20 protein-coding genes and 2 tRNA genes are annotated in these 23356 nt (G+C 66.6%); 20 read left to right on the plus strand and 2 right to left on the minus strand.

Annotated features, from left to right (window positions below):
* The first annotated feature begins 151 nt into the window (after positions 1-151).
* From NNX37_RS07445 to ndk, 6 genes are all read left to right on the plus strand, one after another.
* Positions 152-991, plus strand: a complete 840-nt coding sequence (locus tag NNX37_RS07445) for an endonuclease domain-containing protein (protein WP_255791700.1) — start codon at positions 152-154, stop codon at positions 989-991.
* Between the two features lie 178 nt (positions 992-1169).
* Positions 1170-1928, plus strand: a complete 759-nt coding sequence (locus NNX37_RS07450) for an SDR family oxidoreductase (RefSeq protein WP_255791701.1) — start codon at positions 1170-1172, stop codon at positions 1926-1928.
* 363 nt (positions 1929-2291) lie between these two features.
* On the plus strand, positions 2292-5591 hold the full coding sequence (gene ileS, locus NNX37_RS07455) for an isoleucine--tRNA ligase (protein ID WP_255791703.1): 3300 nt from the start codon (positions 2292-2294) through the stop codon (positions 5589-5591).
* Positions 5591-6970 (plus strand): bifunctional folylpolyglutamate synthase/dihydrofolate synthase, encoded by a 1380-nt coding sequence (locus NNX37_RS07460; protein WP_255791704.1) that lies wholly within the window; start codon positions 5591-5593, stop codon positions 6968-6970. The genes ileS and NNX37_RS07460 overlap by 1 nt, the downstream gene beginning before the upstream one ends.
* Positions 6971-6980: 10 nt before the next feature.
* The gene (locus tag NNX37_RS07465; protein WP_255791706.1) at positions 6981-7457 is read left to right on the plus strand and encodes a DUF4233 domain-containing protein; all 477 of its coding nucleotides are present in this window, start codon (positions 6981-6983) and stop codon (positions 7455-7457) included.
* 39 nt (positions 7458-7496) lie between these two features.
* Positions 7497-7913: a nucleoside-diphosphate kinase gene (gene ndk, locus NNX37_RS07470; RefSeq protein ID WP_255791708.1), complete on the plus strand. Its 417-nt coding sequence runs from the start codon at positions 7497-7499 to the stop codon at positions 7911-7913.
* Between the two features lie 61 nt (positions 7914-7974).
* Here ndk and NNX37_RS07475 read toward each other — a convergent pair whose 3' ends face one another.
* A complete protein-coding gene (locus NNX37_RS07475) occupies positions 7975-9075 on the minus strand; it encodes an SDR family oxidoreductase (RefSeq protein ID WP_255791710.1) in 1101 nt (366 codons plus the stop codon).
* 123 nt (positions 9076-9198) lie between these two features.
* Here NNX37_RS07475 and NNX37_RS07480 point away from each other — a divergent pair, with 123 nt between their 5' ends.
* A complete protein-coding gene (locus tag NNX37_RS07480) occupies positions 9199-9837 on the plus strand; it encodes a CG0192-related protein (RefSeq protein WP_255791712.1) in 639 nt (212 codons plus the stop codon).
* Positions 9838-9844: 7 nt separating this feature from the next.
* On the opposite strand, the gene NNX37_RS07485 is transcribed toward NNX37_RS07480, so the two are convergent.
* Positions 9845-10507, minus strand: a complete 663-nt coding sequence (locus NNX37_RS07485; RefSeq protein WP_407079932.1) for a vitamin K epoxide reductase family protein — start codon at positions 10505-10507, stop codon at positions 9845-9847.
* Positions 10508-10946: 439 nt separating this feature from the next.
* Here NNX37_RS07485 and NNX37_RS07490 point away from each other — a divergent pair, with 439 nt between their 5' ends.
* The 13 genes from NNX37_RS07490 (at position 10947) to NNX37_RS07550 (ending at position 23246) form a co-directional block, all read left to right on the plus strand.
* A complete protein-coding gene (locus NNX37_RS07490; protein WP_255791714.1) occupies positions 10947-14264 on the plus strand; it encodes an Rne/Rng family ribonuclease in 3318 nt (1105 codons plus the stop codon).
* Between the two features lie 349 nt (positions 14265-14613).
* On the plus strand, positions 14614-14925 hold the full coding sequence (gene rplU / locus NNX37_RS07495) for a 50S ribosomal protein L21 (RefSeq protein ID WP_146361875.1): 312 nt from the start codon (positions 14614-14616) through the stop codon (positions 14923-14925).
* Positions 14926-15009: 84 nt separating this feature from the next.
* Positions 15010-15273 carry a 50S ribosomal protein L27 gene (rpmA, locus tag NNX37_RS07500; protein WP_104053918.1) on the plus strand — a complete coding sequence of 88 codons (264 nt, stop codon included), beginning with the start codon at positions 15010-15012 and terminating at the stop codon, positions 15271-15273.
* A 107-nt stretch (positions 15274-15380) separates the two neighbouring features.
* On the plus strand, positions 15381-16964 hold the full coding sequence (gene obgE / locus NNX37_RS07505) for a GTPase ObgE (protein WP_255791716.1): 1584 nt from the start codon (positions 15381-15383) through the stop codon (positions 16962-16964).
* Between the two features lie 52 nt (positions 16965-17016).
* Positions 17017-18231, plus strand: coding sequence for a glutamate 5-kinase (gene proB, locus NNX37_RS07510; RefSeq protein ID WP_255791718.1), 1215 nt, complete (start codon positions 17017-17019; stop codon positions 18229-18231).
* Positions 18228-19559: a glutamate-5-semialdehyde dehydrogenase gene (locus NNX37_RS07515; RefSeq protein ID WP_255791721.1), complete on the plus strand. Its 1332-nt coding sequence runs from the start codon at positions 18228-18230 to the stop codon at positions 19557-19559. Before proB ends, NNX37_RS07515 begins: the two co-directional genes overlap by 4 nt.
* Before the next feature lie 121 nt (positions 19560-19680).
* Positions 19681-19914, plus strand: coding sequence for a hypothetical protein (locus tag NNX37_RS07520; protein WP_255791722.1), 234 nt, complete (start codon positions 19681-19683; stop codon positions 19912-19914).
* Between the two features lie 35 nt (positions 19915-19949).
* The gene (gene nadD, locus NNX37_RS07525) at positions 19950-20615 is read left to right on the plus strand and encodes a nicotinate-nucleotide adenylyltransferase (protein WP_255791724.1); all 666 of its coding nucleotides are present in this window, start codon (positions 19950-19952) and stop codon (positions 20613-20615) included.
* A 24-nt stretch (positions 20616-20639) separates the two neighbouring features.
* Positions 20640-21815, plus strand: coding sequence for a hypothetical protein (locus NNX37_RS07530; RefSeq protein WP_255791726.1), 1176 nt, complete (start codon positions 20640-20642; stop codon positions 21813-21815).
* A 24-nt stretch (positions 21816-21839) separates the two neighbouring features.
* The gene (rsfS, locus tag NNX37_RS07535; RefSeq protein ID WP_255791728.1) at positions 21840-22226 is read left to right on the plus strand and encodes a ribosome silencing factor; all 387 of its coding nucleotides are present in this window, start codon (positions 21840-21842) and stop codon (positions 22224-22226) included.
* 9 nt (positions 22227-22235) lie between these two features.
* Entirely contained in the window at positions 22236-22919 is a 684-nt protein-coding gene (locus tag NNX37_RS07540; RefSeq protein WP_255791730.1) for a histidine phosphatase family protein, read from the plus strand.
* A 126-nt stretch (positions 22920-23045) separates the two neighbouring features.
* A tRNA-Ala gene (locus NNX37_RS07545) sits at positions 23046-23121 on the plus strand.
* Between the two features lie 49 nt (positions 23122-23170).
* Positions 23171-23246: transfer RNA gene (locus NNX37_RS07550), tRNA-Ala, on the plus strand.
* Positions 23247-23356: the final 110 nt, after the last annotated feature.

Genomic DNA, 23356 nt, shown 5'->3' on the forward strand with positions numbered 1-23356 from the left:
GGTAACACCAGCCCCAAACCGTGGGACCCGTGCGCGCAGACGGCAGCTTCTATCCCTCTACAGAGGGTCGAACCGCACCGGGTGACCTGATGCGCTCCACCCCACAGCTTGGAAGAGCAACAATCGGCCAGAGACAGTCCACTGTGTGTGGATGCAGCAACTGCAGGCATTCCTGCTCTCACGTTACGGAGTAGCCAGCTACGGGACACTGACCGCCAACGGGTTCCCGCGGTGGACGATTGACCAGGCTCTGCGCACCGGGATCGTCCGGCGCGCAGACCGCGGGACGTTTGCGCTGCCTCAAGCAGACGCCCGGTTGGTTGATGCCGCACGCAGCCAGGCCTCGCTGACACGCATCTCAGCGGCTGACGTTCTTGGCTGGTGGTTGCTGACCCCACCCGAAACCGTACACGTCCGGTGCGACGCCGCCCGGACAATACCCGGCACGGTCATCCACCGGGGACAGCGCTCGGCACACCGGCTGATAGCGCCGCCCCGGCAGATCCTCCGGGACGCCTTCCGCTGCCTTCCCCGGCTGGACGCACTGGTCATGGCGGAATCTGCAGTCATAACCAACGCCGTAGGACTGCAGGCTCTGCAGAAAGAATTCTCCGGGCAGCAGGACTGGCAGGTCCGGACCCTGCTGGGGACCATTCGGCGCACTACGGCATCGCCACTGGAGGTCTGTGCGCGGTTCCACTTGCTGAACGCCGGACTGCGGGTCGAAACAGAGGTTGCCCTGCCTGGCATCGGACGAGTGGATCTGCTGGTCGACGGATGGTTGATCATCGAGATCGACGGGTTCGCGTTTCACAGCAGCCGGGAACACTATCGCGTGGACCGGCGACGCTGGAAGGCGTCGGCAGCGGCCGGGTGGATCACGCTGCGGATCACTGCGGAACTTGTCCTGCACCGGCCGGAGGAATTTGTGGATCTGGTGGAAAAAACACGGGACATGTGGAGCCTCCGTGTGCGACGGCGGCAGCAGTAGTAAGGGAGCAGCAGCACCATGAGCAGCGAAAGTAAGGGAGCAGCAGCAACAAGAGCAGACAAAGTAGAGCAGCAGCAGTAAGGGAGCAGCCGCCGTAAGGGACCAGCCGCCGTAACAATGCCCGGCTGCCCCGTGCCGAAAAACCAGGACGGAACCAAACGCTGGCTAAAGTGATCACATGACTGAGATCACACCGAAGCGGGCCGTTGTTACCGGAGCAAGTTCAGGGATCGGAGCCGCCGCAGTACGGGCACTGCGCGCCTCGGGCTGGAACGTCGTCGCCGTCGCCCGCCGCGGAGACAGGCTGCAGGCGCTCGCCGAAGAAACCGGCGCCGAAGCCATCGCAGCGGATGTCACCGATGACGCCTCGGTGGCACGGCTCGCAGAGCAGGTCCTGGCCGGCGGGGGAGTGGACGCCCTGATCAACAACGCCGGCGGCGCCTTCGGACTCGATCCGGTTGCGGGAGGAAGCATCAGCGACTGGCAGCGCATGTATGACGTCAATGTCCTGGGCGCCCTGCGCATGACACAGGCGTTCCTGCCGGCACTGCGGGACAGCGGCCGGGGATCGGTTCTGCTGCTCACGTCGACGGCGGCCTTTACCGCCTATGAGGGCGGGGCCGGCTACAGTGCGGCGAAGTCCGGGGAAGAAATGCTGGCCCGGACCCTGCGGCTGGAGGAAGCCGAACACAACGTCCGTGTCATTGAGATTGCCCCGGGCATGGTCAAGACAGAGGAATTCTCGCTGAACCGGGTGGGGGACAAGGAAGCCGCGGACAAGGTGTACACCGGCGTCGAAAAGCCGTTGACGGCGGAAGATGTCGCCGAGGTTATGGCGTTCGCTTTGAACCTGCCGCACCACGTCAATCTGGACCAGGTGGTCCTGCGCCCGGTGGCACAGGCGGCCCAGCACAAGGTCATACGCACCGGGCAGTAGGCCGCCGGTACGTCCCGAGGACGCCCGCCAATAGCCGGCTGGAAGTCCTCGGGCAGCCCCGCAGGGACAGGTGCTTCGACAACCGGCGCGGGCGTGGCCTAAACTTGACCGGAACAGCACTGACCCGGCCATCACCGGTGAGCTTCCGGAAGAACAGTTACCTCTTTTAATAGGGGCAGCCCAGTAGAACCGGACGGGTAAGCCCGTCACAGCAGTCAATGAGCGGCAGCCGCGCGAACCCAGCAGCACCGGGGACGCACGGCGGCAAGCGAGGTGGTACCGCGGTTACCGCCGGCCTTTCGGGGCCGGTAGAGGCCGCCCTCGCATCCTGTTCCACAGCCAGATTCACTTGCCGCTATCAGGATGACGAATATGCCCTCTGTATACCCCAAAGCCAGCACCGGCGACTCAGCCGCTGCTGCTGTTCCCTCCTCCCCCCGGTTTCCGGAACTCGAAGAACGCGTTCTGAAGTACTGGGATAAAGACGGCACCTTCCAGGCCTCCATTGACGCCCGCCCTGCCGGGAAAGACGGCGACAACGAGTTCGTGTTCTACGACGGCCCGCCCTTCGCCAACGGCCTGCCGCACTACGGCCACCTGCTGACCGGCTACGTGAAGGACCTGGTGGCCCGCTACCAGACCCAGCGCGGCCGCCGCGTGGAACGCCGCTTCGGCTGGGACACCCACGGGCTGCCCGCCGAACTGGAAGCCATGAAGCAGCTCGGCATGAGCGACAAGGTCCAGATCGAGAAGATGGGCATCGACAAGTTCAACGATGCCTGCCGTGCCTCCGTCATGAAGTACGCCGGTGAGTGGCAGGACTACGTCACCCGCCAGGCCCGCTGGGTGGACTTCGAGAACGACTACAAGACGCTCAACGTCGAGTACATGGAATCGGTCATCTGGGCGTTCAAGACCCTGCACGAAAAGGGCCTGACCTACAGCGGCTTCCGCGTGCTTCCGTACTGCTGGAAGGACGAGACGCCGCTGTCCAACCATGAGCTGCGCATGGATGACGACGTCTACAAGATGCGCCAGGACCAGACGGTCACGGTCACCTTCCCCATCACCGCCGGTGACAACGCGCTCTCCGCCGAGCTCGAAGGTGTGCAGGCCATCGCCTGGACCACCACTCCCTGGACCCTGCCCACCAACATGGCCCTCGCCGTCGGACCCGAGGTCCGCTACGCCGTCGTACCCGCCGGTCCGAAGGGCACGCAGGCAGGCGAGGGACGCTTCCTGCTCGCTGAAGACCTCGTCGGTTCCTACGCGAAGGACCTGGGGTACGACGACGCCGAGGCCGCCCGCGCTGCCGTCACCGCCGTCCACCTCGGCACGGACCTGGCCGGCCTGCGCTACGCACCGCTGTGGAACTACTACACGGACACGGAGAAGTGGGGCACTGCCAACGCCTGGCAGATCGTCACCGCCGACTACGTCACCACCACCGACGGCACCGGCATCGTCCACCAGGCACCCGCCTACGGTGAAGACGACCAGAAGGTCTGCGAGCAGTACGGCATCCCCGTGATCCTCTCCGTGGACGAGGGCGGCAAGTTCCTGCCCATGTTCGGCACCGGTGAGCTCGCCGACATCGCCGGGCTGCAGGTCTTCGATGCCAACAAGCTGATCACCCGTGTGCTGAAGGCGGACGGCCGGCTGCTGCGCCAGGCCAGCTACGAGCACAGCTACCCGCACTGCTGGCGCTGCCGGAATCCGCTGATCTATAAGGCGGTCTCCTCCTGGTTCGTGGAGGTCACCAAGATCAAGGACCGCATGGTCGAGCTGAACCAGCAGATCAACTGGATCCCGGAGAACGTCAAGGACGGCCAGTTCGGCAAGTGGCTGGAAAACGCCCGTGACTGGTCCATCAGCCGCAACCGCTACTGGGGCAGCCCCATCCCGGTCTGGGTCTCGGACGATCCCAACTACCCGCGCACCGACGTTTACGGTTCGCTGGCAGAGATGGAAGCCGACTTCGGCCGGCTGCCGCTGAACAAGGAGGGCCAGCCGGACCTGCACCGCCCGTTCATCGACGAGCTGACCCGCCCCAACCCGGACGATCCCACCGGGCAGTCCACCATGCGCCGCGTGGAGGACGTGCTGGATGTGTGGTTCGACTCCGGATCCATGCCGTACGCCCAGGTGCACTACCCGCACGAGAACGCCGACTGGTTCGAAAGCCACAACCCCGGCGACTTCATCGTGGAGTACATCGGCCAGACCCGCGGCTGGTTCTACACCCTGCACGTGCTGGCCACGGCACTGTTTGACCGGCCCGCCTTCCGCAACGTCATCAGCCACGGGATTGTGCTCGGCTCCGACGGACAGAAGATGTCCAAGTCGCTGCGCAACTACCCGGACGTTTCCGAGGTCCTGGACCGCGACGGATCCGACGCCATGCGCTGGTTCCTGATGGCCTCCCCGATCCTGCGCGGCGGCAACCTGGTTGTCACCGAACAGGGGATCCGTGACGGTGTCCGCCAGGCCATCCTGCCGCTGTGGAACGTGTGGCACTTCTTCAGCCTCTACACCAACGCAGCGAACAACGGCAACGGTTACGAGGCCAAGGCCTGCTACGACTCCACCGAACCGCTGGACCGCTACCTGCTCGCCGCCACCGGCGACCTGGTCCGGGACATGGGCACGGCACTGGACGGCTACGACGTGTCCGTGGCGTGCGAGATCCTGCGCGCCTACATGGACACGCTGACCAACTGGTACATCCGCCGCAGCCGCACGCGCTTCTTCGAAGAAGACACGCAGGCCTTCGACGTGCTCTACACCTGCCTGGAAACCGTGTGCCGGGTGGCAGCCCCGCTGCTGCCGCTCATCGGCGAGGAAATCTGGCGCGGCCTCACCGGCGGGCGCTCCGTGCACCTGACCGACTGGCCGGACGCCGACCTCTTCCCGAGCGACCCCGCCCTGGTGGAACGCATGGAAGCCACCCGCCGGATCGCCTCCGTCGGGTCCTCCCTGCGCAAGGGCGCGAACCTCCGGGTCCGCCTGCCCCTGTCCGAGATGACCGTCGTCGCGCCGGAAGCGCAGTCCCTGGCCGGGCAGTTCGCCGCAATCATCGCCGACGAGCTGAACCTGAAGAACGTCCGCCTGGTGGACGCCTCCGACGCCGACCCGGCCGAGTTCGGGATCAGCCAGAAGCTCGTGGTCAACGCCCGTGCCGCCGGCCCCCGCCTGGGCAAGAACGTGCAGACGGCCATCAAGGCCGCCAAGTCCGGCGACTGGTCCGTGGACGACGCCGGCACGGTCACCGCCGGCGGCCTGGCACTGGAGCCGCAGGAGTACACGCTGGAGACCGTCGTCGAAACGGGCGAAGGGGAAGCCGCGAAGGCCGTTGCCGTGCTGCCCGGCGGCGGCTTCCTGGTCCTTAACACCGAGGTCACGCCCGAGCTGGCCGCCGAGGGCACCGCCCGCGACGCCATCCGCGCCGTCCAGCAGGCCCGCCGGGACGCGGACCTGCACATCAGCGACCGCATCCGCACCCGCATCAGCACGGGCGCGGAAGAAGCGGCCGCGCTCGAAGCCAACGGGAACCTGGTGAAGGCCGAAACGCTCACCGATGACCTGGTGGTCACCGGCGACCTGGTCACCGACGGCGCCGACACCGACGCCGACAAGTACATCGTCACAGTGGAGAAGATCTAATGAGTTCAGCAGACCGCCCGTCCGGTTCCATTGACGGGTTCTCGGTGGAGAGCGTTTATGCCGAACTGCTCAGCCGCGCGCCGGAAAACAAGATGGAGCCGCGCATGGCTCCGCTGTTCCGGGCAATGGAAGTGCTGGGGGAGCCGAACAAGGCGTTCCCGATCATCCACATCACCGGCACCAACGGCAAAACCTCCACGGCCCGCATGATCGAAGCAGGACTGCGCGCCTACGGACTGCGCACCGGCCGCTACACCAGCCCGCACCTGACCAGCGTCACCGAGCGGATCAGCATTGACGGCGAGCCCGTCAGCGATGAAACGTTTGTCCGGATCTGGGACGAAATCCATCCCTACCTGGACATTGTCGACGCCGAACTGGAGGCCGAGGGCGAGCCCCGGCTGACCTACTTCGAAGCCGTAACCATCCTCGCGTTTGCGGTCTTCGCGGACGAGCCCGTGGACGTGGCGGTCATCGAGGTCGGCCTCGGCGGCATCACGGATGCCACCAACGTCGGCGACGGCACCGTCTCCGTAGTCACACCTATTTCCCTGGACCACACCGAGCTGCTGGGCGACGACGTCGCCGACATCGCCCGGGAAAAGGCCGGCATCATCAAGGAGGACGGGTTCCTCATCAGCGCCGCGCAGCCCATGGAGGCTGCACAGGTGCTACTCGAAAAGGCGCACGAAGCGGGCGTACCGTTCCGGTTCGAGGGCGTCGAATTCGGCGTGGAATCCCGCGTGATGGCCGTGGGCGGGCAGATGGTCACCATCAACGGCCTCGCCGGCCGCTACGAGGATCTCCAGGTTCCCCTGCACGGTGCGCACCAGGCCGAAAATGCAGCGGTTGCCGTGGCGGCGCTGGAAGCCTTCATCGGCGGCGGCACCAAGGAGCTCGACGTCGAACTGCTGCGGACCGGGTTCCTGACCGTCACTTCCCCGGGCCGCCTGGAGGTGGTGCGGACCGCTCCCACCATCGTCGTCGACGCCGCGCACAACCCCGCCGGCGCCAAGGCGACCGCCGAGGCACTGCGCGAGGCGTTCAACTTCACCACGCTCGTCCTGGTGGTCGGCATCCTGGCGGAGAAGGACGCCGTCGGCATCCTCAGCGAACTCCGCGAACAGCTGGGGGACCTGGTGAGCGGCGTTGTCCTGACCCAGTCCGGCTCGCCCCGGGCCATCCCCGCCGACGAACTGGTCCAGGACGCGGTGGATGCCGGCTTTGCGGACGAAGACATCCAGGTCGAAGCAGGCCTGGACAACGCCCTCGAATGGGCCGTGGCCAAGGCCGAGGAGAACAACGACCTCTCCGGCGGCGTGCTCGTGGTCGGTTCCATCACCGTGGTCGCCGAAGCGCGCACCCTCCTCGGAAAGTAGGCAGGCAGTTATGGCAAGACTGACCAAGGCGCAGCGCGAATGGCGCCCGGGCATGCCCAAGAAGCGCCGTTCCGTCAAGGTGATGTTCGCGTCCACGGTCCTCACTCTTGAAGCGTTCGTGGTGCTGTTCGGGACGCTCGCCGTCTTCGGCGTCCACCGCGACACCATCTCCCCGCCGCTGCTCCTGGGCGGAGGCGTACTGCTCGCCGCGGCGATGATCGGAACGTGTGCGCTGCTCTCCAAGCCGGCAGGCCCGCTGATCGGATGGATTCTGCAGCTGGTGCTCATCGCCACCGGATTCCTGGATCCCATGATGTTCTTCGTCGGCGTGCTGTTCGCCATGACCTGGTGGTACGGCCTGCGGGCCGGGATGCGCCTGGACCGGGAAAACCGGGAACGGGACCGGATGCAGGCTGAATGGGAGAAGGCCCACCCGGAGGAAGGAAACGCTGCTGCCGGGCCCGGATCCACAGCGGGCACCGACTAGGCTTAGATCCGATATCCGATCGTTCCAAGGAGATACACCGTGAGCACCGAGCGCACACTTGTCCTGATTAAGCCCGACGGCGTCGAGCGCCGGCTCACCGGCGCCATCCTGGCGCGGATCGAAGCCAAGGGTTACACCGTGGCGGAGCTGAAGAAGACCGCCGCCACCCGCGCGATCCTCGAAGAGCACTATGCCGAGCACCAGGGCAAGCCGTTCTACGAACCGCTGGTGGAGTTTATGCTCAGCGGCCCGGTTGTTGCCGTAGTCCTCGAGGGACAGCGCGTGATTGAAGGGTTCCGGTCCCTGGCCGGCACCACCGATCCCACGACGGCGGCCCCCGGCACCATCCGCGGTGACTTCGGCCGCGACTGGGGCTCCGCGGTCCAGCAGAACCTGGTCCACGGCTCCGATTCACCCGAGTCCGCAGCACGGGAAATCGGTATCTGGTTCAGCTAGTACGGATAGACGAAGGGCCGGCACCAGTGATGGTGCCGGCCCTTCTGTCTGCAACGGGAGCTTACGGAATCAGCTTTTCGTCCCGCAGGCGTGCAAAGAGCGCCTTGAAGGCGTCCTCCGTCCGGCGGTAACCGGTGAAGCCGGCCAGCCGGCTCTTGCTCATATCCGTGAGCACTTCGACCTTCCGGCCCAGGTCCGCGTCAGTGTGCCACCAGGACGCCAGCCGTCCGAGATCCGCTTCGGCCAGGCCGTGACGGTCGGCAATCTTGGTCCAGGCTTCGGACATGCCGGCCATCTGCTCTTCCAACGGACGCGGAACGGATTCGAAGCCCACCGGCTCCACACCGAATTCCCCGGCCAGCCGCGGCCAGAGCGAACGCCAGCGGAAGACGTCGCCGTTAACCACGTTGAAGGCCTCATTGGCAGTGTTCGCATCCGTGGCCGCCCAGAGCATGTGCTCGGCGAGCAGGCCGGCGTCGGTCATGTCGGTGACTGAATTCCACTGGGTTTCGGAGCCGGGGAAGACAAACGGCATCCCGAGCTCACGGCAGAGCGTGGCCTGCACGGCCAGGGTCTGGCCCATGTTCATCGCATTGCCGACGGCGAAGCCGATCACCGTGTGCGCGCGGTGGACGGACCAGACGAAGCCCTGCCGCTCGGCGGCTTCCATCAGTTCGTCTTCCTGCGCGTAGTAGAAGTTCTCCACCGGCAGCCGCGGCTCGTCCTCGGAGAACGGCGTATCCGGCATGGGGCCCTCACCGTAGGCCTCGAACGGTCCCATGTAGTGCTTGAGCCCGGTCATCAGGGCCACGTGCTCCAGGGGAGCATCCGCCAACGCCGTGAGGAGGTTACGGACCATGGCGGAGTTGACCGCAATGTTCTCCGCTTCCGTTTCCTGGCGGGACCAGGAGGTGAAGAACACGTGTGTGGGACGGGCGCCTTCCAGCGCCTGTGCCAGGCTTTCGGGCGAGCCCAGGTCCGCTGCAACGGGAACGACGCCGGGACGTGCCGGGTCGGGGTTTCCGGCCTTCCGCGACAGCGCCAGGACGGTCCAGCCCTCACTCGAGAGCAGGTCCACCAGGGCTGCCCCCGCGATTCCGGTGGCACCGGCAACGAGCGCTGTGCGCTGGCCTTCTGAGCGGGCAGGGGTGGTTCTGAGCATGGGTCTCCTCATGGATCGAAAAGTGGCGCCGGCGTAAAAAGTCCGCACGCCTTCTTCTGCGGCAACGGGGAAACGGCGGGGGAAATTCCTGACGGGTTCCCGGAAGGCGCCTAGGCTGTGCCCATGGCACTTATATACGACGCCGAGCTGCGTCCGGGCAAAATGGAACTGATCTCCGGCTGGCTGCCGGGAACGTGGTGGTTTCCCTCAACGGAGCCGGTGACGGTCCGGAAGCTGGCTTCCTTCCGGTTCGACGACCCCGACGGGGAGGTGGGGGTGGAAACCACCATCGTGGAAGCCGGATCGGCAGTGGTGCAGGTTCCCCTGACCTACCGCGGGGCGCCGCTGGAAGGCGCGGAGCAATTCCTGATCAACGAAATGGAGCACTCCGTCCTCGGCCACCGCTGGGTCTACGATGCCCTCGGTGACCCGGTCTATGCGCGGGCCCTGGAAGCCGCGCTCCTTTCCCGGCAGCCGCAGGCGGCCCAGTACCTGGACAACGACGGCGCCCGCGAGCTGCTGCCCGAAACCATGCAGGTCAGCAGCACGGGGATGCCCGACGGCGCCGGGCTGGTCGAAGCTCCCGCTTCCGATCCGGAGGGCTGGGCAACCTCCGTCCTAACCGAGGACGGCTGGGAATTCTCCGTGGTGCGGTTGCTGGACCTGGACGGGCGCACGGCACCGGACCCCTCGCTGACGGCTACCTGGGAGGGGCAGGAGATCCCGGTGGTCCTGGCCTGGGGGCTTCCGCTGGATCCCTAGGGAAGGGCTACTGGCCGCCTACAAACGAATTCAGGAACCGGAAGAAGATCGACGCGGCCGTTGCCACCCAGAGCAGGACGACCAGCGGCCACGCCCAGTCCGTCAGGAAACGGACCAGCCCGGCCGGCGCCGGTATGGCGCCGGCCGCCAGGTTGCGGATGGTGGTGAAGACGAACAGCGGAATCATGGCAGCCCACACCACGATGCAGTAGATGCACAGCACATAGATGTCGAACAGCGCCTGGCTCCACAGCCAGACAACAAACACCATGCCGAGGGTGACGCTGATCTGCAGGCCGATCCAGTACCAGCGGGCGAAACGGGCACCCGCCAGCATCCCCATGGCCGTGGTGATCACCACGGCAAAGGCCACGATGCCGATCAGCGGATTGGGGAAACCGAAGATGGCCGCCTGCCAGGTTTGGAACACCGTCCCGCAGGAGACCCAGGGACTGATGTCGCAGCTGGTGATGTAGTTGGCGTCCGCATACACGCGGAGGCGTTCAATCACCAGGATTCCGGAAGCCACCCAGCCGACAACCGCGGTAACCAGCAGCGTCCAGGCAAAGGACCGGCGTTCCGGACGGACCGCTGCGCCCTCCGGATCCCGGAGGCCGGCGGCGTCGGCCGGGGTGGCGCCGGAAGATGGACGGGCTGCGCTGGAAGGCACGGAAGCTCCTTACGGAGTAGTCGGCAGAAGTAACTATCTGCGTCGAGTCTATGCGCAGAGGCAGGCCAAAAAGGCGGCCGTATGCGATAATGAAGCTTGGCTGATGGCGGAACCACATTCCGCCGCCGGTCCAGCGACAGGCTTCCGGTTCTGCCGGTGACGCTTCCCGTGTAGTTAGCCCATCAATCCGGATGGGAACCAGGGAATCCGCCGGCCAGACCTACCCAGAACAGCCGTAACGAAATATCCGTTCCGCAGGGGTAGCAGGAAAAGCGCCGCTGGTCTTCGAGTGATACCGCGCCCCACAGCTGGCACGACCTCGAATGACATCCAGACGACTTCCGGCTGGCGGGCTGGCTGCGATGCCACCGCACAGCCGACACATTGCCTTGGGGCATTGGAATGTGGCCAGTGCCGCAGGGCCGGAGCATAGGCCTACATGACTAATCAGAATAATGGAACCAATGAACTGCCTGTAGAAAACGGCACGGCGGGGGAGAACCCCGTACAGCCGGACGAGCAGCCGGCCCCGGTCAAGAAGGCCACCCGCAGCCGCCGCAAGTCTGTTCCGGTTTCTTCCCCGCAGCCTGCGGCAGACACCGCAGCAGCGGTGACGCCGGCAGCCGAAACCGCGTCAGACACCCCGGCGCCCGCAGCTGAGAAGCCCAAGCGGACCCGCGCACCCCGCAAGAAGGCAGCACCGGCCGCCGAAGCGCCGGCCGCACCGGAGGAAACCCCGGAAGCCGCGGCCGCTCCCGCCGCCGCGGAGTCGGTTCCCGCCGACGGCGCCGCTTCAACCGACGCGCCGTCCGAAACCCCGGCCAAGACGGTCCGCCGGCGCCGCAGCCCGGCCAGGAAGCCTGCCGCCGACGCCGCAGCCGCCGTTGAAACCCCCGCCGCAGTTGAAACCCCCGCCGTGGTTGAAACCCGCGCTGCCGACGAAGTAACGCTGGCAGCCGGACCCGAGTCCACCAACACTGCCGAACCCGCTGTTGAAGCGCCGGCACCGAAAACCCGTGCCCGCCGCCGTGCCAGCACGCCCACCGGCCCGGCACGCTCGGCCGAGTCGGCAACGCCCGCCGCCGCGGAGCCCGCTGAAACCCCCGCCGAGCCGGTGCTGCCCGCCGCAGCCGAAGCGCCGGTCAAGACCGAGACCCCGGCACAGGCCGAGGCCGCCGGGCCGACCTCCGCACTGGATCCGTTCTCCGTGCCGGAATCGCCCACGTCGGTGCTGTTCCACGCCCCGGACCTCACCGCTGTCCGTTCCGTGCCGGTGGCCAAGCCCGCCGAAGCCGAGGAAACGGACGAGCAGGAGGGCAGCGAAGACTCGGGCCGTCCGCGCCGCCGTTCCCGCCGAGGCCGCAGCCGTCAGGGCACGGAGCCGGCAAACGTACAGGAAGCCGCTGCGGAAGAACCGTCCGCCGGCCCCGAGGACAGCGAGTCCGACGGCGTTACCTCCCGCCGCCGTCGTCGCCGCCGCCGCGGAGACGCCGATCTGGAACTGACCGGGGGAGCGGACGACGATCCGCCCAACACCGTGACCCGGGTGCGTGCCCCCCGCGCGCACGCTGACGCCCCGGTCTCGGACCGCGTCACCAGCGTTAAGGGTTCCACCCGGCTGGAAGCCAAGAAGCAGCGCCGCCGCGAGTCCCGCGAGTCCGGCCGCCGCCGCCACGTGATCACCGAGGCTGAGTTCCTGGCCCGCCGGGAATCCGTTGACCGGCAGATGATTGTCCGCCAGCGCGACGAGCGGATCCAGATCGGCGTGCTGGAGGACGGTATCCTCGCGGAGCACTTCGTCTCCAACACCCAGCAGGACTCGCTTATCGGCAACGTCTATGTCGGCAAGGTCCAGAACGTGCTGCCCAGCATGGAGGCAGCCTTCGTGGACATCGGCCGCGGCCGCAATGCCGTGCTGTATGCCGGCGAGGTCAACTGGGACGCCGCCGGCCTCGACGGCCAGCCGCGCCGCATCGAACTGGCGCTCAAGTCCGGCGACTCCGTCCTGGTGCAGGTCACCAAGGACCCGGTGGGCCACAAGGGTGCACGCCTGACCAGCCAGATCTCCCTGCCCGGCCGCTACCTCGTGTACGTTCCGGGCGGATCGATGACCGGCATCTCTCGCAAGCTGCCCGACGTCGAGCGCAACCGGCTCAAGAAGATCCTCAAGGACCACCTGCCGGAAAACGCGGGCGTCATTGTGCGCACCGCCGCTGAAGGCGCCAGCGAGGAAGAGTTGATGAATGACATCAACCGCCTCCGCGCGCAGTGGGAGACCATCGAGGCGAAGTCCAAGTCCACCAAGACGCTGCCGCCGGAGCTCCTGTACGGCGAGCCGGACCTCACCATCAAGGTGGTCCGCGACGTCTTCAATGAGGACTTCTCCAAGCTTGTGGTCTCCGGTGAGGAAGCCTGGGACACCATCGAGGCCTATGTCACGTACGTGGCACCGGACCTCGTGGGGCGGCTCGAGAAGTGGACGAAGGACGAGGACATCTTCTCGGCCCACCGCATCGACGAGCAGATTGCGAAGGCCCTGGACCGCAAGGTGTTCCTGCCCTCGGGCGGTTCCCTGGTGATTGACCGCACCGAAGCCATGACCGTGGTGGACGTGAATACGGGTAAGTTCACCGGCAGCGGCGGCAACCTGGAAGAGACCGTCACCAAGAACAACCTTGAAGCGGCCGAAGAAGTAGTCCGCCAGCTGCGCCTGCGCGACATCGGCGGCATCATTGTGATCGACTTCATCGACATGGTCCTTGAAGCCAACCGCGACCTGGTGCTGCGCCGCCTGGTGGAATGCCTGGGCCGGGACCGGACCAAGCACCAGGTGGCAGAGGTCACCTCGCTCGGCCTGGTCCAGATGACGCGTAAGCGTATGGGCACCGGCCTGCTGGAAGTCTTCGGCGAGACCTGTGAACACTGCGACGGCCGCGGCGTCGTCACGCAGGACGTACCCGTGGAACACCGCCGCAGCACCAGCCACACTCCGGCCGGCAACGGCCACGCGGTTGCCGACGAGAACCACCAGCAGCACCTCAAGCAGGAGAAGCAGTCCCGCGGGGACCGGAAGCGCAACCGCAGCCGTGGGCAGAACGGCAACGTCCAGGCAGCGGAAGAACAGCCGCAGCCGGACGAGCCGGTGCAGGAGGATGCCGAGCGGCAGGCAAAGGCCGAAGCCGCCCGCGCCGCCCTCGCGAGCATCGCGGCCGCCACTGCTGCCGCGCACGAGGTAGTGGATGCCGCAGCCAACGGCAACGGTGGAGCCCCGGCAGCGGATCAGGGAGCCGGCGACGAGTCCGACACCGAACCCGGTGCAGTGCTGAACATCCAGGGAGAAACCGTAGTGGTTCCCCGCCGTCAGCGGCGGCGTCCGGTCAAGGAAGAGCCTGCGCTGACACTGGAAAGCCTCACGGAGGCCTTCAACGAGGCAGCCTCGGCCGTGTCGCGCTCGGTGGAGCAGGAGCAGGAGCAGGAACAGGAGCGGAAGCAGGCAGCTGAGCCGAAATCCGTCCGCAGGCCCGAGACGCCGGCTGCGGCACCGGAAGCACCCGTCCGCCCGGCGCGCCGGCGCAGGGCAGCAAGCAGCCCCCAGGGCGCTGCGGAGGTCACGGCACCGGCTGCAGGGGACACGGCTCCCTCCGTCCCGGCGCGGCATACGGTCACGGCCGCAGGCAGGCCGGCTGCTCCGGAAGAGAAAGCCGGAGCTGCGGCCCCGGTGATCCTGGGCGTGGGCGTGCCGGCCTCGGAGCTGTAACCGCTTTTTCCCTGCGTCTGCGGGCGGTCTCTCCCCTAAGGGGGCGGGCCGCCCGCAGGCGTTTAACCGGGCCCGCCGCTCCTGGGCGGGTCCGATGCCCGCAACACCGGGTCCATGGGATAAAGTAGAGACCGAGCAGTGGCACCGGTTCGGTGGCGCGTGGGTCGGCTCCGCAGATGCACAGCGCATTTGCGGGTTATGGGCCCGTTAGCGTAGCCTTGAACTTCGGTGCGAACGCCTTCCAACCGTTTATCGGTTCAGGCGCAACTGCATGGCGCAAGGCGGGTCCAATCTGGACCTGGCTAAATGCGCATCCAAGTATTAAACGTCGAGAGAAGTGAGTTCCCAAGTGGTGTACGCGATTGTCCGCGCTGGCGGCCGCCAAGAAAAGGTTTCCGTCGGAGACCTCGTAACCCTGGACCGCGTCCCCGGTGGAGCCGGTAGCACCTTTGAGCTGCCTGCCCTGCTTTTGGTTGATGGCGACAAGGTCACCTCTGCTGCACAGGACCTGGCCAAGGTTACCGTGACTGCAGAAATCGTCGAGAACTTCCGGGGTCCGAAGATTGTCATCCAGAAGTTCAAGAACAAGACCGGCTACAAGAAGCGTCAGGGCTACCGCTCCTCGCTGACCAAGGTCAAGGTTACGTCCATCAACTCCTGATTCTCCTGCCGGCCCCAGGGCCGGGAACGCGGGTGTGATCCCGCCTGAGGGTTTCAATATCAGTTAGCAAAGGCAGGCAAAGAAATGGCACATAAGAAAGGTGCGAGTTCCACTCGCAACGGTCGCGACTCCAACGCCCAGTACCTCGGCGTAAAGCGTTTCGGCGGCCAGGTTGTCAAGGCAGGCGAAATCATCGTTCGCCAGCGCGGCACCCACTTCCACCCGGGTGAGGGTGTTGGCCGCGGAGGCGACGACACCCTGTTCGCCCTGGAAGCAGGCGCAGTTGAATTCGGCAGCCGTCGTGGCCGCCGCGTCGTGAACATCGTGGCTGCTGCAGCCGCCGAGTAATCACCGGCAATTAGCTTTTCCGACGGGGCGGGCCTTGATGGCCCGCCCCGTCGTTTTTTAAGCCAAGTAGAATTGGCATGATCAAGAAGTTCCTCTGAAGGAGAACCATGGCCAGCTTTGTAGACCGCGTAGTGCTGCACGTTTCGGGCGGTACAGGCGGCCATGGTTGCGTGTCCGTCAAGCGTGAAAAGTTCAAGCCCCTGGGCGGGCCCGACGGCGGCAACGGCGGCGACGGCGGCGACGTCATCCTGCGCGTTGATACGAATACCACCACCCTGCTCGACTACCACCACGCCCCGCACCGGCACGCCACCAACGGCGGCAACGGGATGGGCGACTGGCGCGCGGGCAAGACCGGCGAGACGCTGATCCTTTCGGTGCCGGACGGCACCGTCGTCAAGAACAAGGCCGGCGAGGTCCTGGCCGACCTGGTCGGGGAGGGCGCCGAGTACATCGCTGCCGCCGGTGGCCAGGGCGGCCTCGGCAACTCCTCGCTTTCCTCGCAGAAGCGCAAGGCTCCCGGATTCGCGCTGCTGGGCGTCCCCGGCGAAGAGGCCGATATTGTCCTGGAGCTCAAGTCCATTGCCGATATTGCACTGGTCGGCTTCCCGTCGGCCGGCAAGTCCTCGCTGATTGCCGCCATCTCCGCTGCCCGGCCGAAGATCGCCGACTACCCCTTCACCACGCTGATCCCGAACCTGGGCGTTGTCCAGTCCGGTGACGTGCGCTTTACCGTCGCCGATGTTCCCGGCCTGATTGAAGGCGCCTCGGAAGGCAAGGGCCTGGGCCACAACTTCCTGCGCCACGTGGAACGCTGCGCAGCCTTGGTGCACGTGCTGGATTGCGCAGCACTGGAAACGGACCGCGACCCCATTGGGGACCTGGAAGTCATTGAGCGCGAGCTCGAGAAGTACGAAGTGGACATGAGCTACGCGGGCACCGACGGCGACGTCGTGCCGCTGAACCGCCGTCCCCGCCTGGTCGCACTGAACAAGGTGGACGTTCCTGACGGCCGCGACATGGCCGAGTTCGTCCGGCCGGAACTGGAGAAGCGCGGCTACCGCGTGTTCGAGGTTTCCGCGTCCAGCCATGAAGGCCTGCGTGAACTCGGATTCGCCATGGCTGCCATCGTCAAGGACGCCCGGGATGCCGTGGAGAAGGCTCCGCCGCGCATCCAGCCGCCGGTCCTGAAGCCGCGCGGCGTCAACTACAAGGGCGGCTTCCTGATCCGCCGCGAGGAGCGCAACCTCGAGCCGCTCTTCCGCGTCCTGGGTGAGAAGCCGGTTCGCTGGGTCCAGCAGACCGACTTCACCAATGACGAAGCCGTGGGCTACCTGGCTGACCGCCTGGCCAAGCTGGGCGTGGAGGAGAAACTGTTCAAGGAAGGCGCCAAGCCCGGTGACGCCGTGGTCATCGGCGAGGGCGACGGCGTCGTCTTCGACTGGGAGCCCACAATGATCGGCGGAGCGGAACTGCTTGCTGCTTCCCCGCGAGGCAGCGACATCCGCGTCGAGGACTTCTCCCGCCCGACCCGCGAGGAAAAGCGCGGCGACCACCAGAAGCGCAAGGATGCCCGCGCCGCGGCCCGCGAAGAGCTCGAAGCAGAGCGCAAGGCAGGCATCTGGACCGAGTCCGTGAACTACAAGCACTCCTCCCGCCCTGCGGACGTCGAGGGTAACGAAGGGGAGTAACTCCTTCATAGTCCCGGTAGGGATGAGGCGCAGCGCATAGGCTGGGCAGGTTATGAGTGAACAAAATGAATTCGCCCCGCCTGCCCGCCGTGCGCTGACCTCACGCTCCGGCCTGGCCCGGGCCCGCCGGGTGGTCGTCAAAGTGGGCTCCTCGTCCCTGACCTCCGTGGCGGGCGGGATCTCCGACTCTGCCCTGAAGTCCCTGGCCGACGTGCTTTCCGCCCGGCATGCGCAGGGCACCGAAATCATCCTGGTCTCCTCCGGCGCTATCAGCGCCGGGTTGGCGCCGCTGGGACTCACCAAGCGCCCGGCCCAGCTTTCCTCCCAGCAGGCTGCCGCCAGCGTGGGCCAGGGCCTCCTGATGGCCCGCTACACCGCCGCCTTCAATGCGCACGGCGTCACGGTCAGCCAGGTGCTGCTCACCATTGAGGACCTGATGCGCCGGGCCCATCACGCCAACGCGCACCGGGCTATGGAGCGGCTGCTGAACTTCGGCGTGCTGCCGATTGTCAATGAAAACGACGCCGTCGCCAGCCACGAGATCCGCTTCGGCGACAACGACCGCCTGGCCGCCCTGGTGGCGCACCTCGTGAAGGCCGACGCGCTCATCCTGCTCTCCGACGTCGACGCCCTCTACGACGGTCCGCCGTCCGAGGGTGCCCGCCGCATCCCCGAAGTCACCGGTCCCAAGGACCTAGCGGACGTGCGGATCGGCAAGGTGGGCAAGGCCGGCGTCGGTACGGGCGGGATGGCAACCAAGGTTGAAGCAGCCACCATTGCCGCGGAATCGGGCATCCCGGCACTGGTCACGTCCACGGCCAACGCGGCCGCCGCGCTGGCCGGAGAAGACGTGGGCACCTGGTTCACCACCCGCGGCCGGCGCCGATCCATCCGCCTCCTGTGGCTCGCCCACCTCGCCCGCATTCAAGGCACCCTTGTGCTCGACGACGGCGCGGCAAGGGCGGTGGGGGACCGGCACCGTTCACTGCTGCCGGCGGGAATCACTGCTGTGAAAGGGCAGTTCGAGCCCGGTGACGCCGTTGCCCTGGCCGACACCGCGGGCCGCGTGATTGCCCATGGCCTGACCAACTACGGTTCCGACGAGCTGCCCTCCATGCTTGGCCGCTCCACCCGCGAACTGTCCCGCGAGCTGGGACGCGGATATGAACGTGCGGTGGTGCACGTCAACGACCTCGTTCTCCTGCATCGCAACGAAGCACCGGCACCCGGGCCGGATGCCGGCACCGGACCTACACTGGGATCATGACTTCCGTGAACACAACTGAGGCAGCGGCCGCCGAGCCGGGGTCCGCCGGCACCGATCCCGAGGCAGACGCCGGCGTCGAAGCCCGGGTCCATGCCCTCGCCGACCGCTCCCGCACCGCCTCCCGGCGCCTGGCCCGGGCCAACCGCGCCTGGAAGGACCGCGCCCTGCGGCAGATCGCGCAGAACGTCAACGCGAAACAGGCCGCCATCCTCGCCGCCAACGCCAGGGATGTCGCGGCAGGCCGGGAGAACGGCACCTCAACGGCTCTGCTGGACCGGCTCTCGCTGACGCCCGCGCGGATCACCGCCCTGGCCGCAGCACTGGAGAACCTTGCCGGGCTGCCGGATCCGGTGGGATCGGTTGCCCGCGGCCAGACGCTGCCCAACGGCCTGCGGCTGCGCCAGGTCCACGTACCCATGGGCGTGGTGGCAGCCATCTACGAGGCACGCCCCAACGTCACGCTCGATATTGCCGGACTGGCACTGAAAAGCGGCAACGCGGTGCTCCTGCGCGGAGGCAGCGCAGCAGCGGCCACCAACGCCGTCCTGGTGGAGATCATCCGTGACTCCCTTGAGGACGTCGGCCTGCCCGCCGATGCGGTGCAGAGCGTCGACCAGTACGGGCGTGAGGGCGCCAACGTACTCATGAAGGCACGCGGCCGGGTGGATGTGCTGATTCCCCGCGGCGGCCGGTCCCTGATCCAGTCGGTGGTCACCAACGCCACCGTCCCCGTCATCGAAACGGGGGAGGGCAACGTGCATATCTTCCTCGACCGAAGTGCTCCGGTGGAGATGGCCGTCGATATCCTCCTCAACGCCAAGACACAGCGTCCCAGCGTCTGCAACACCGTGGAAACCCTGCTCATCCACGAAGGTGCTCCGGCGGCTCCGGACGTCCTCGCGGCCCTGGCCGCTGCCGGCGTCCGCCTCCATGCCGACGCCCGTGCCATGGGGCTGCTGCCTGCCGGCGTAACTGCCGAACCCGCCGACGACGGCGACTGGGGGCGTGAGTACATGGACCTGGACCTGGCTGTGGCGGTGGTGGACACCCTCGACGATGCCCTCGGGCACATCCGCCGCTGGACCACCGGGCACACGGAGGCGATCATCACCAATGACCTCGCCAATGCCGAGCGTTTCATCGCCGAGATTGATTCGGCCGCAGTGATTGTCAATGCCTCCACCAGGTTCACCGACGGGGGAGAGCTGGGCCTGGGAGCCGAAGTCGGAATTTCCACGCAGAAGATGCATGCCCGCGGTCCCATGGGGCTGAAGGAACTGACCACTACAAAATGGATCATCCAGGGCGACGGGCAGATCCGCGACTAGTTCCGCCCGGTACGCGCCGTGATCTGCCCGGCTGCGATGTGCACTCCGTTACGCGTACCATTGACTCAGAACCCATTCCGCCGGCTGCCCGGCGGAACCTATCAATCTCTAGGGGAGATACATGCTGATCCAGCTCACGAGCGCCGTGTTTACTGCTGCCGAAGAACACCACGTTGAACTGCCGGCGTCTCCGTACGTCTACGGCGGGGTGATCTTTGCGGCGCTGCTGTTGCTGATGCTGATCACCGTGTCCTTCAGCAACGTGGGCAACCGCCACTCGGCCGAGGCGGAGCACGTTGATCCCCAGCGGCAGTTCACGAACAAGCATGACCACGGCCAGGCGATCCGGGACTGACCTGGTACGTGAATCCAGCGGAGGCGTTCCTGCCCATGGGTGAACCGCAGCGGACAGACAGCAACGGAAAACGCAGGTTCCGGCTGGGGGTCATGGGCGGGACGTTCGACCCGATTCATCATGGCCACCTGGTGGCCGCAAGCGAAGTGGCGTCCACGTTCGATCTGGACGAGGTTGTCTTTGTACCCACCGGTGATCCGTGGCACAAGCCGGCCGCCCAGCAGGTGAGCCCGGCGGAACACCGGTACCTCATGACGGTCATCGCCACTGCATCGAACCCGCGCTTCACAGTGAGCCGTGTCGACATTGACCGGCCCGGCCCCACGTACACCATCGACACCCTGCGGGATCTGAAGGCAGCGCGCCCCGAGGCTGAGCTGTACTTCATCACCGGTGCGGACGCGATGGCGCAGATCCTGTCCTGGAAGGACATCCAGGAACTTTGGTCCCTGGCCCACTTTGTGGGAGTGACACGGCCCGGGCATGTGCTGGAAAACGTGGGCCGAGACGACGTCTCCCTCATGGAGGTGCCGGCCATGGCGATCTCCTCCACCGACTGCCGGCGCCGCGTGGCAGGGGGCAAGCCGGTCTGGTACCTCGTACCGGACGGAGTGGTGCAGTACATTGCGAAGCACCGTCTGTATGCCGCCGGACGGCAGGCCGAGAGCTCCGCGGAAACCGAAACAGAACCAGTAGCGTAAAGACAGATACCGGATGGGTGGGAAATGACGAACGGTCCAGAGTCCGCGCCGCGGCGCAGCCGCAGGGCGGCTGATGTACCCGTGGATTCCCCGGCCGGGCCGCGGGAACGTGAGTCCCAGCAGCGTGCCCGTGACCGGGAAGCGCTGCGCGCGTACAAGGCCCTGGCCGAGACGCAGGAGCGCCGGCACCCTGAGTCCGCCCTGCCCACCCGCCGGCAGCTGAGGCAGCAGCAACAGCAGCGCGCAGCAGCAGCAGGTGCCCTGCCGGGAAGCACCACCGCGGTGTCCTCCGAACCGGTTGATCCGTCACCTGCCGATTCGCCGACAGACCTGTCCGCACCCGATACTTCCTCCGCCCCTGTACCCCCGCGCCGGGAACGACGGCGGCAGGAGAGCCAGCGTGGCGCCGCACCGGCGGAGCAGGAGACCCGGCACGCGGCAACGGAATCCGGCCCTTCCGAGGCGACGGAATCCGTCGCAGAGGATCCCGCTGCGGCGGCCGGCACGGACCCCAACGCCGACGTCGAAGGCATGAGCGTGGAACAGGCCCTGGCCGCCCGCCAGGCACTCGAAGGCCAGGCCCGCAACCAGGTGGCAGCCATGGAAGCCCTGCAGTCGGCGGATCCGCAGGCAGTGGATCTCGAACTGCTGGCGCAGCAGAAGGCCCTGGCCGAACGCGCCAAGGTCCTGAACCGCCGGACGGAGGTCATCCGCAAGCTGTCGGAGGAGAACGAGCAGCGCCGGACTTCCACCGGCGATCCGAGCACTGCCCACAACCTGGCCATGGTGACACCGCTCGAATTCGTTTCGGTTCCCGGGATGGAGCATCCCGTGATGAAGGCACCGCCCACCTCGCATGTGCCCATCGTCACCGCGGCAACGCAGCGGGCGGCTCCGGCCGCGGTTCCCGCCCGGCGTCCGGCGTCCGTGCCGCGCCGGGTGCCGGCCGGCGCTACGGATGTGCGCCGTTCCCGGGCCCTCGCCCGCACGGATGCGCCGGTCAGCGCAACACCTGAATCCGAGGACGCTGCCACCCCCGTCGGGGCCCGCAGTGCCTTCGGGCTCGACCCCCTAGATGTTATGACGGCCGGACTCGGCCGTACCCGGAAGCTGCGTTTTGCGGCTGCCGGTGTTGCAGGTCTGGGCGCACTTGCCCTGATCGTCGGAATACTAATGATCGTCGGCCGCCTTGGCAGCTGACCGATTACCCCAAGGAGACACACTTTGAGCGCCACCGAATCTTCCATCGCCATTGCACGGGCGGCGGCCAAAGCGGCGTCGGCCAAGATCGCGGACGATATCGTCGCAATTGACGTGAGCGAACGGCTCGCCATTACGGACGTCTTCCTCATTGCCTCGGCGTCGAACGAACGCCAGGTCAACGCCATTGTTGACGGCATCGAAGAGGAACTGTCCAAGATGGACCTCAAGCCCGTACGACGTGAAGGACGCAGCGAAGGCCGCTGGGTCCTGCTCGACTACGCCAACGTCGTGGTGCACGTCCAGCACGAGGAGGACCGGGTGTTCTATGCACTGGAACGCCTGTGGAAGGACTGCCCCGAGGTTGACCTTCAGCTCGAGGACGCCCCCGCCGGCGCCGAGTCCGAATAAGCAACGGCTGTGAGCGCCCCTGCCCCCTGGGATCCCGATACCGCGTCGCGCCGGGTGGTTTTCTGGCGCCATGGGCGTACCGAGTGGAACCGGGTGGGGCGCTTCCAGGGGCAGCAGGATATTGCCCTTGACGACGGCGGCCTCCGCCAGGCCGCCGAAGCTGCGGCAGTCCTGCGCTTCCTCGACCCTGACGTTATTGTGTCCTCGGACCTGAGCCGTGCCCTGACCACGGGCATGGCCCTGGCCGCGGAGACAGGCCTCGAGGTGGCGCAGGACCAGCGCCTGCGTGAGACTTTCGCCGGGACGTGGGAGGGCCGCACCTTCACGCAGATCGCCGAGCAGGATGCACCGCTGCTGGCCGCCTGGTCCGCCGGCGTCGGCAGCGCCCGGGCCGGCGGAGGGGAAACCCGTGTCGACGTCGGCAGGCGGGTGTCCGAGGCCGTGACCGACGCGGTCCGGGACATGCCCGCAGGCGGCACCCTGGTGGCAGTAAGCCACGGAGGAGCAATCCGTGCCGGCATCTGCGCTTTGCTGGGACTCCCCACGGAGTCCTGGGCGGTCATCTCCGGAGTCTCCAACTGCCACTGGTCCGTCCTGCAGGAAATCCCGGACCGGCACGGGCGTTCCGCCTGGCATCTCACCCAGCACAACGTGGGGCTGGACTCGCTTCCGAGCGGTCCGGTGGAGGGCTGAAAGACCCTCTTCCCTGCCCGGCAGGGGAGCTCTGAGTGGATTTTGCGCTCCTGTTGATTTGTACTAAGGTAGAGGAGTTGCTTCGCCCCGGTGAACGGAAAAGTGAAGTAAACAACCTTTAGTTTTGGGGCTGTGGCGCAGCTGGTAGCGCACCTGCATGGCATGCAGGGGGTCAGGGGTTCGAGTCCCCTCAGCTCCACCAAAACCTTCGGGCGACCGGAGGGTTTGCGGTGGAAAATCACTGAAAGTTCGGGGCTGTGGCGCAGCTGGTAGCGCACCTGCATGGCATGCAGGGGGTCAGGGGTTCGAGTCCCCTCAGCTCCACCAATAAGACCGCTGGTACACGTGAAAACGTGTCCGGCGGTTTTTTGTTGCCCCAATAAGGGCAACAGTATGTGATGCACCTCTCACTACTCGTCCCGGCCGGCCCTTCCGTT

It is taken from the genome of Arthrobacter zhaoxinii (assembly GCF_024385505.1).
Classification (GTDB): domain Bacteria; phylum Actinomycetota; class Actinomycetes; order Actinomycetales; family Micrococcaceae; genus Arthrobacter_B; species Arthrobacter_B zhaoxinii.

Bases quoted from the DNA above. Each gene is read 5' to 3' on its own strand.
- NNX37_RS07445 (WP_255791700.1), top strand. From the start codon at position 152: ATGCAGCAACTGCAGGCATTCCTGCTCTCACGTTACGGAGTAGCCAGC.
- NNX37_RS07450 (WP_255791701.1), top strand. From the start codon at position 1,170: ATGACTGAGATCACACCGAAGCGGGCCGTTGTTACCGGAGCAAGTTCA.
- ileS (WP_255791703.1), top strand. From the start codon at position 2,292: ATGACGAATATGCCCTCTGTATACCCCAAAGCCAGCACCGGCGACTCA.
- NNX37_RS07460 (WP_255791704.1), top strand. From the start codon at position 5,591: ATGAGTTCAGCAGACCGCCCGTCCGGTTCCATTGACGGGTTCTCGGTG.
- NNX37_RS07465 (WP_255791706.1), top strand. From the start codon at position 6,981: ATGGCAAGACTGACCAAGGCGCAGCGCGAATGGCGCCCGGGCATGCCC.
- NNX37_RS07475 (WP_255791710.1), bottom strand. From the start codon at position 9,075: ATGCTCAGAACCACCCCTGCCCGCTCAGAAGGCCAGCGCACAGCGCTC.
- NNX37_RS07480 (WP_255791712.1), top strand. From the start codon at position 9,199: ATGGCACTTATATACGACGCCGAGCTGCGTCCGGGCAAAATGGAACTG.
- NNX37_RS07490 (WP_255791714.1), top strand. From the start codon at position 10,947: ATGACTAATCAGAATAATGGAACCAATGAACTGCCTGTAGAAAACGGC.
- rpmA (WP_104053918.1), top strand. From the start codon at position 15,010: ATGGCACATAAGAAAGGTGCGAGTTCCACTCGCAACGGTCGCGACTCC.
- obgE (WP_255791716.1), top strand. From the start codon at position 15,381: ATGGCCAGCTTTGTAGACCGCGTAGTGCTGCACGTTTCGGGCGGTACA.
- proB (WP_255791718.1), top strand. From the start codon at position 17,017: ATGAGTGAACAAAATGAATTCGCCCCGCCTGCCCGCCGTGCGCTGACC.
- NNX37_RS07515 (WP_255791721.1), top strand. From the start codon at position 18,228: ATGACTTCCGTGAACACAACTGAGGCAGCGGCCGCCGAGCCGGGGTCC.
- NNX37_RS07520 (WP_255791722.1), top strand. From the start codon at position 19,681: ATGCTGATCCAGCTCACGAGCGCCGTGTTTACTGCTGCCGAAGAACAC.
- nadD (WP_255791724.1), top strand. From the start codon at position 19,950: ATGGGTGAACCGCAGCGGACAGACAGCAACGGAAAACGCAGGTTCCGG.
- NNX37_RS07530 (WP_255791726.1), top strand. From the start codon at position 20,640: ATGACGAACGGTCCAGAGTCCGCGCCGCGGCGCAGCCGCAGGGCGGCT.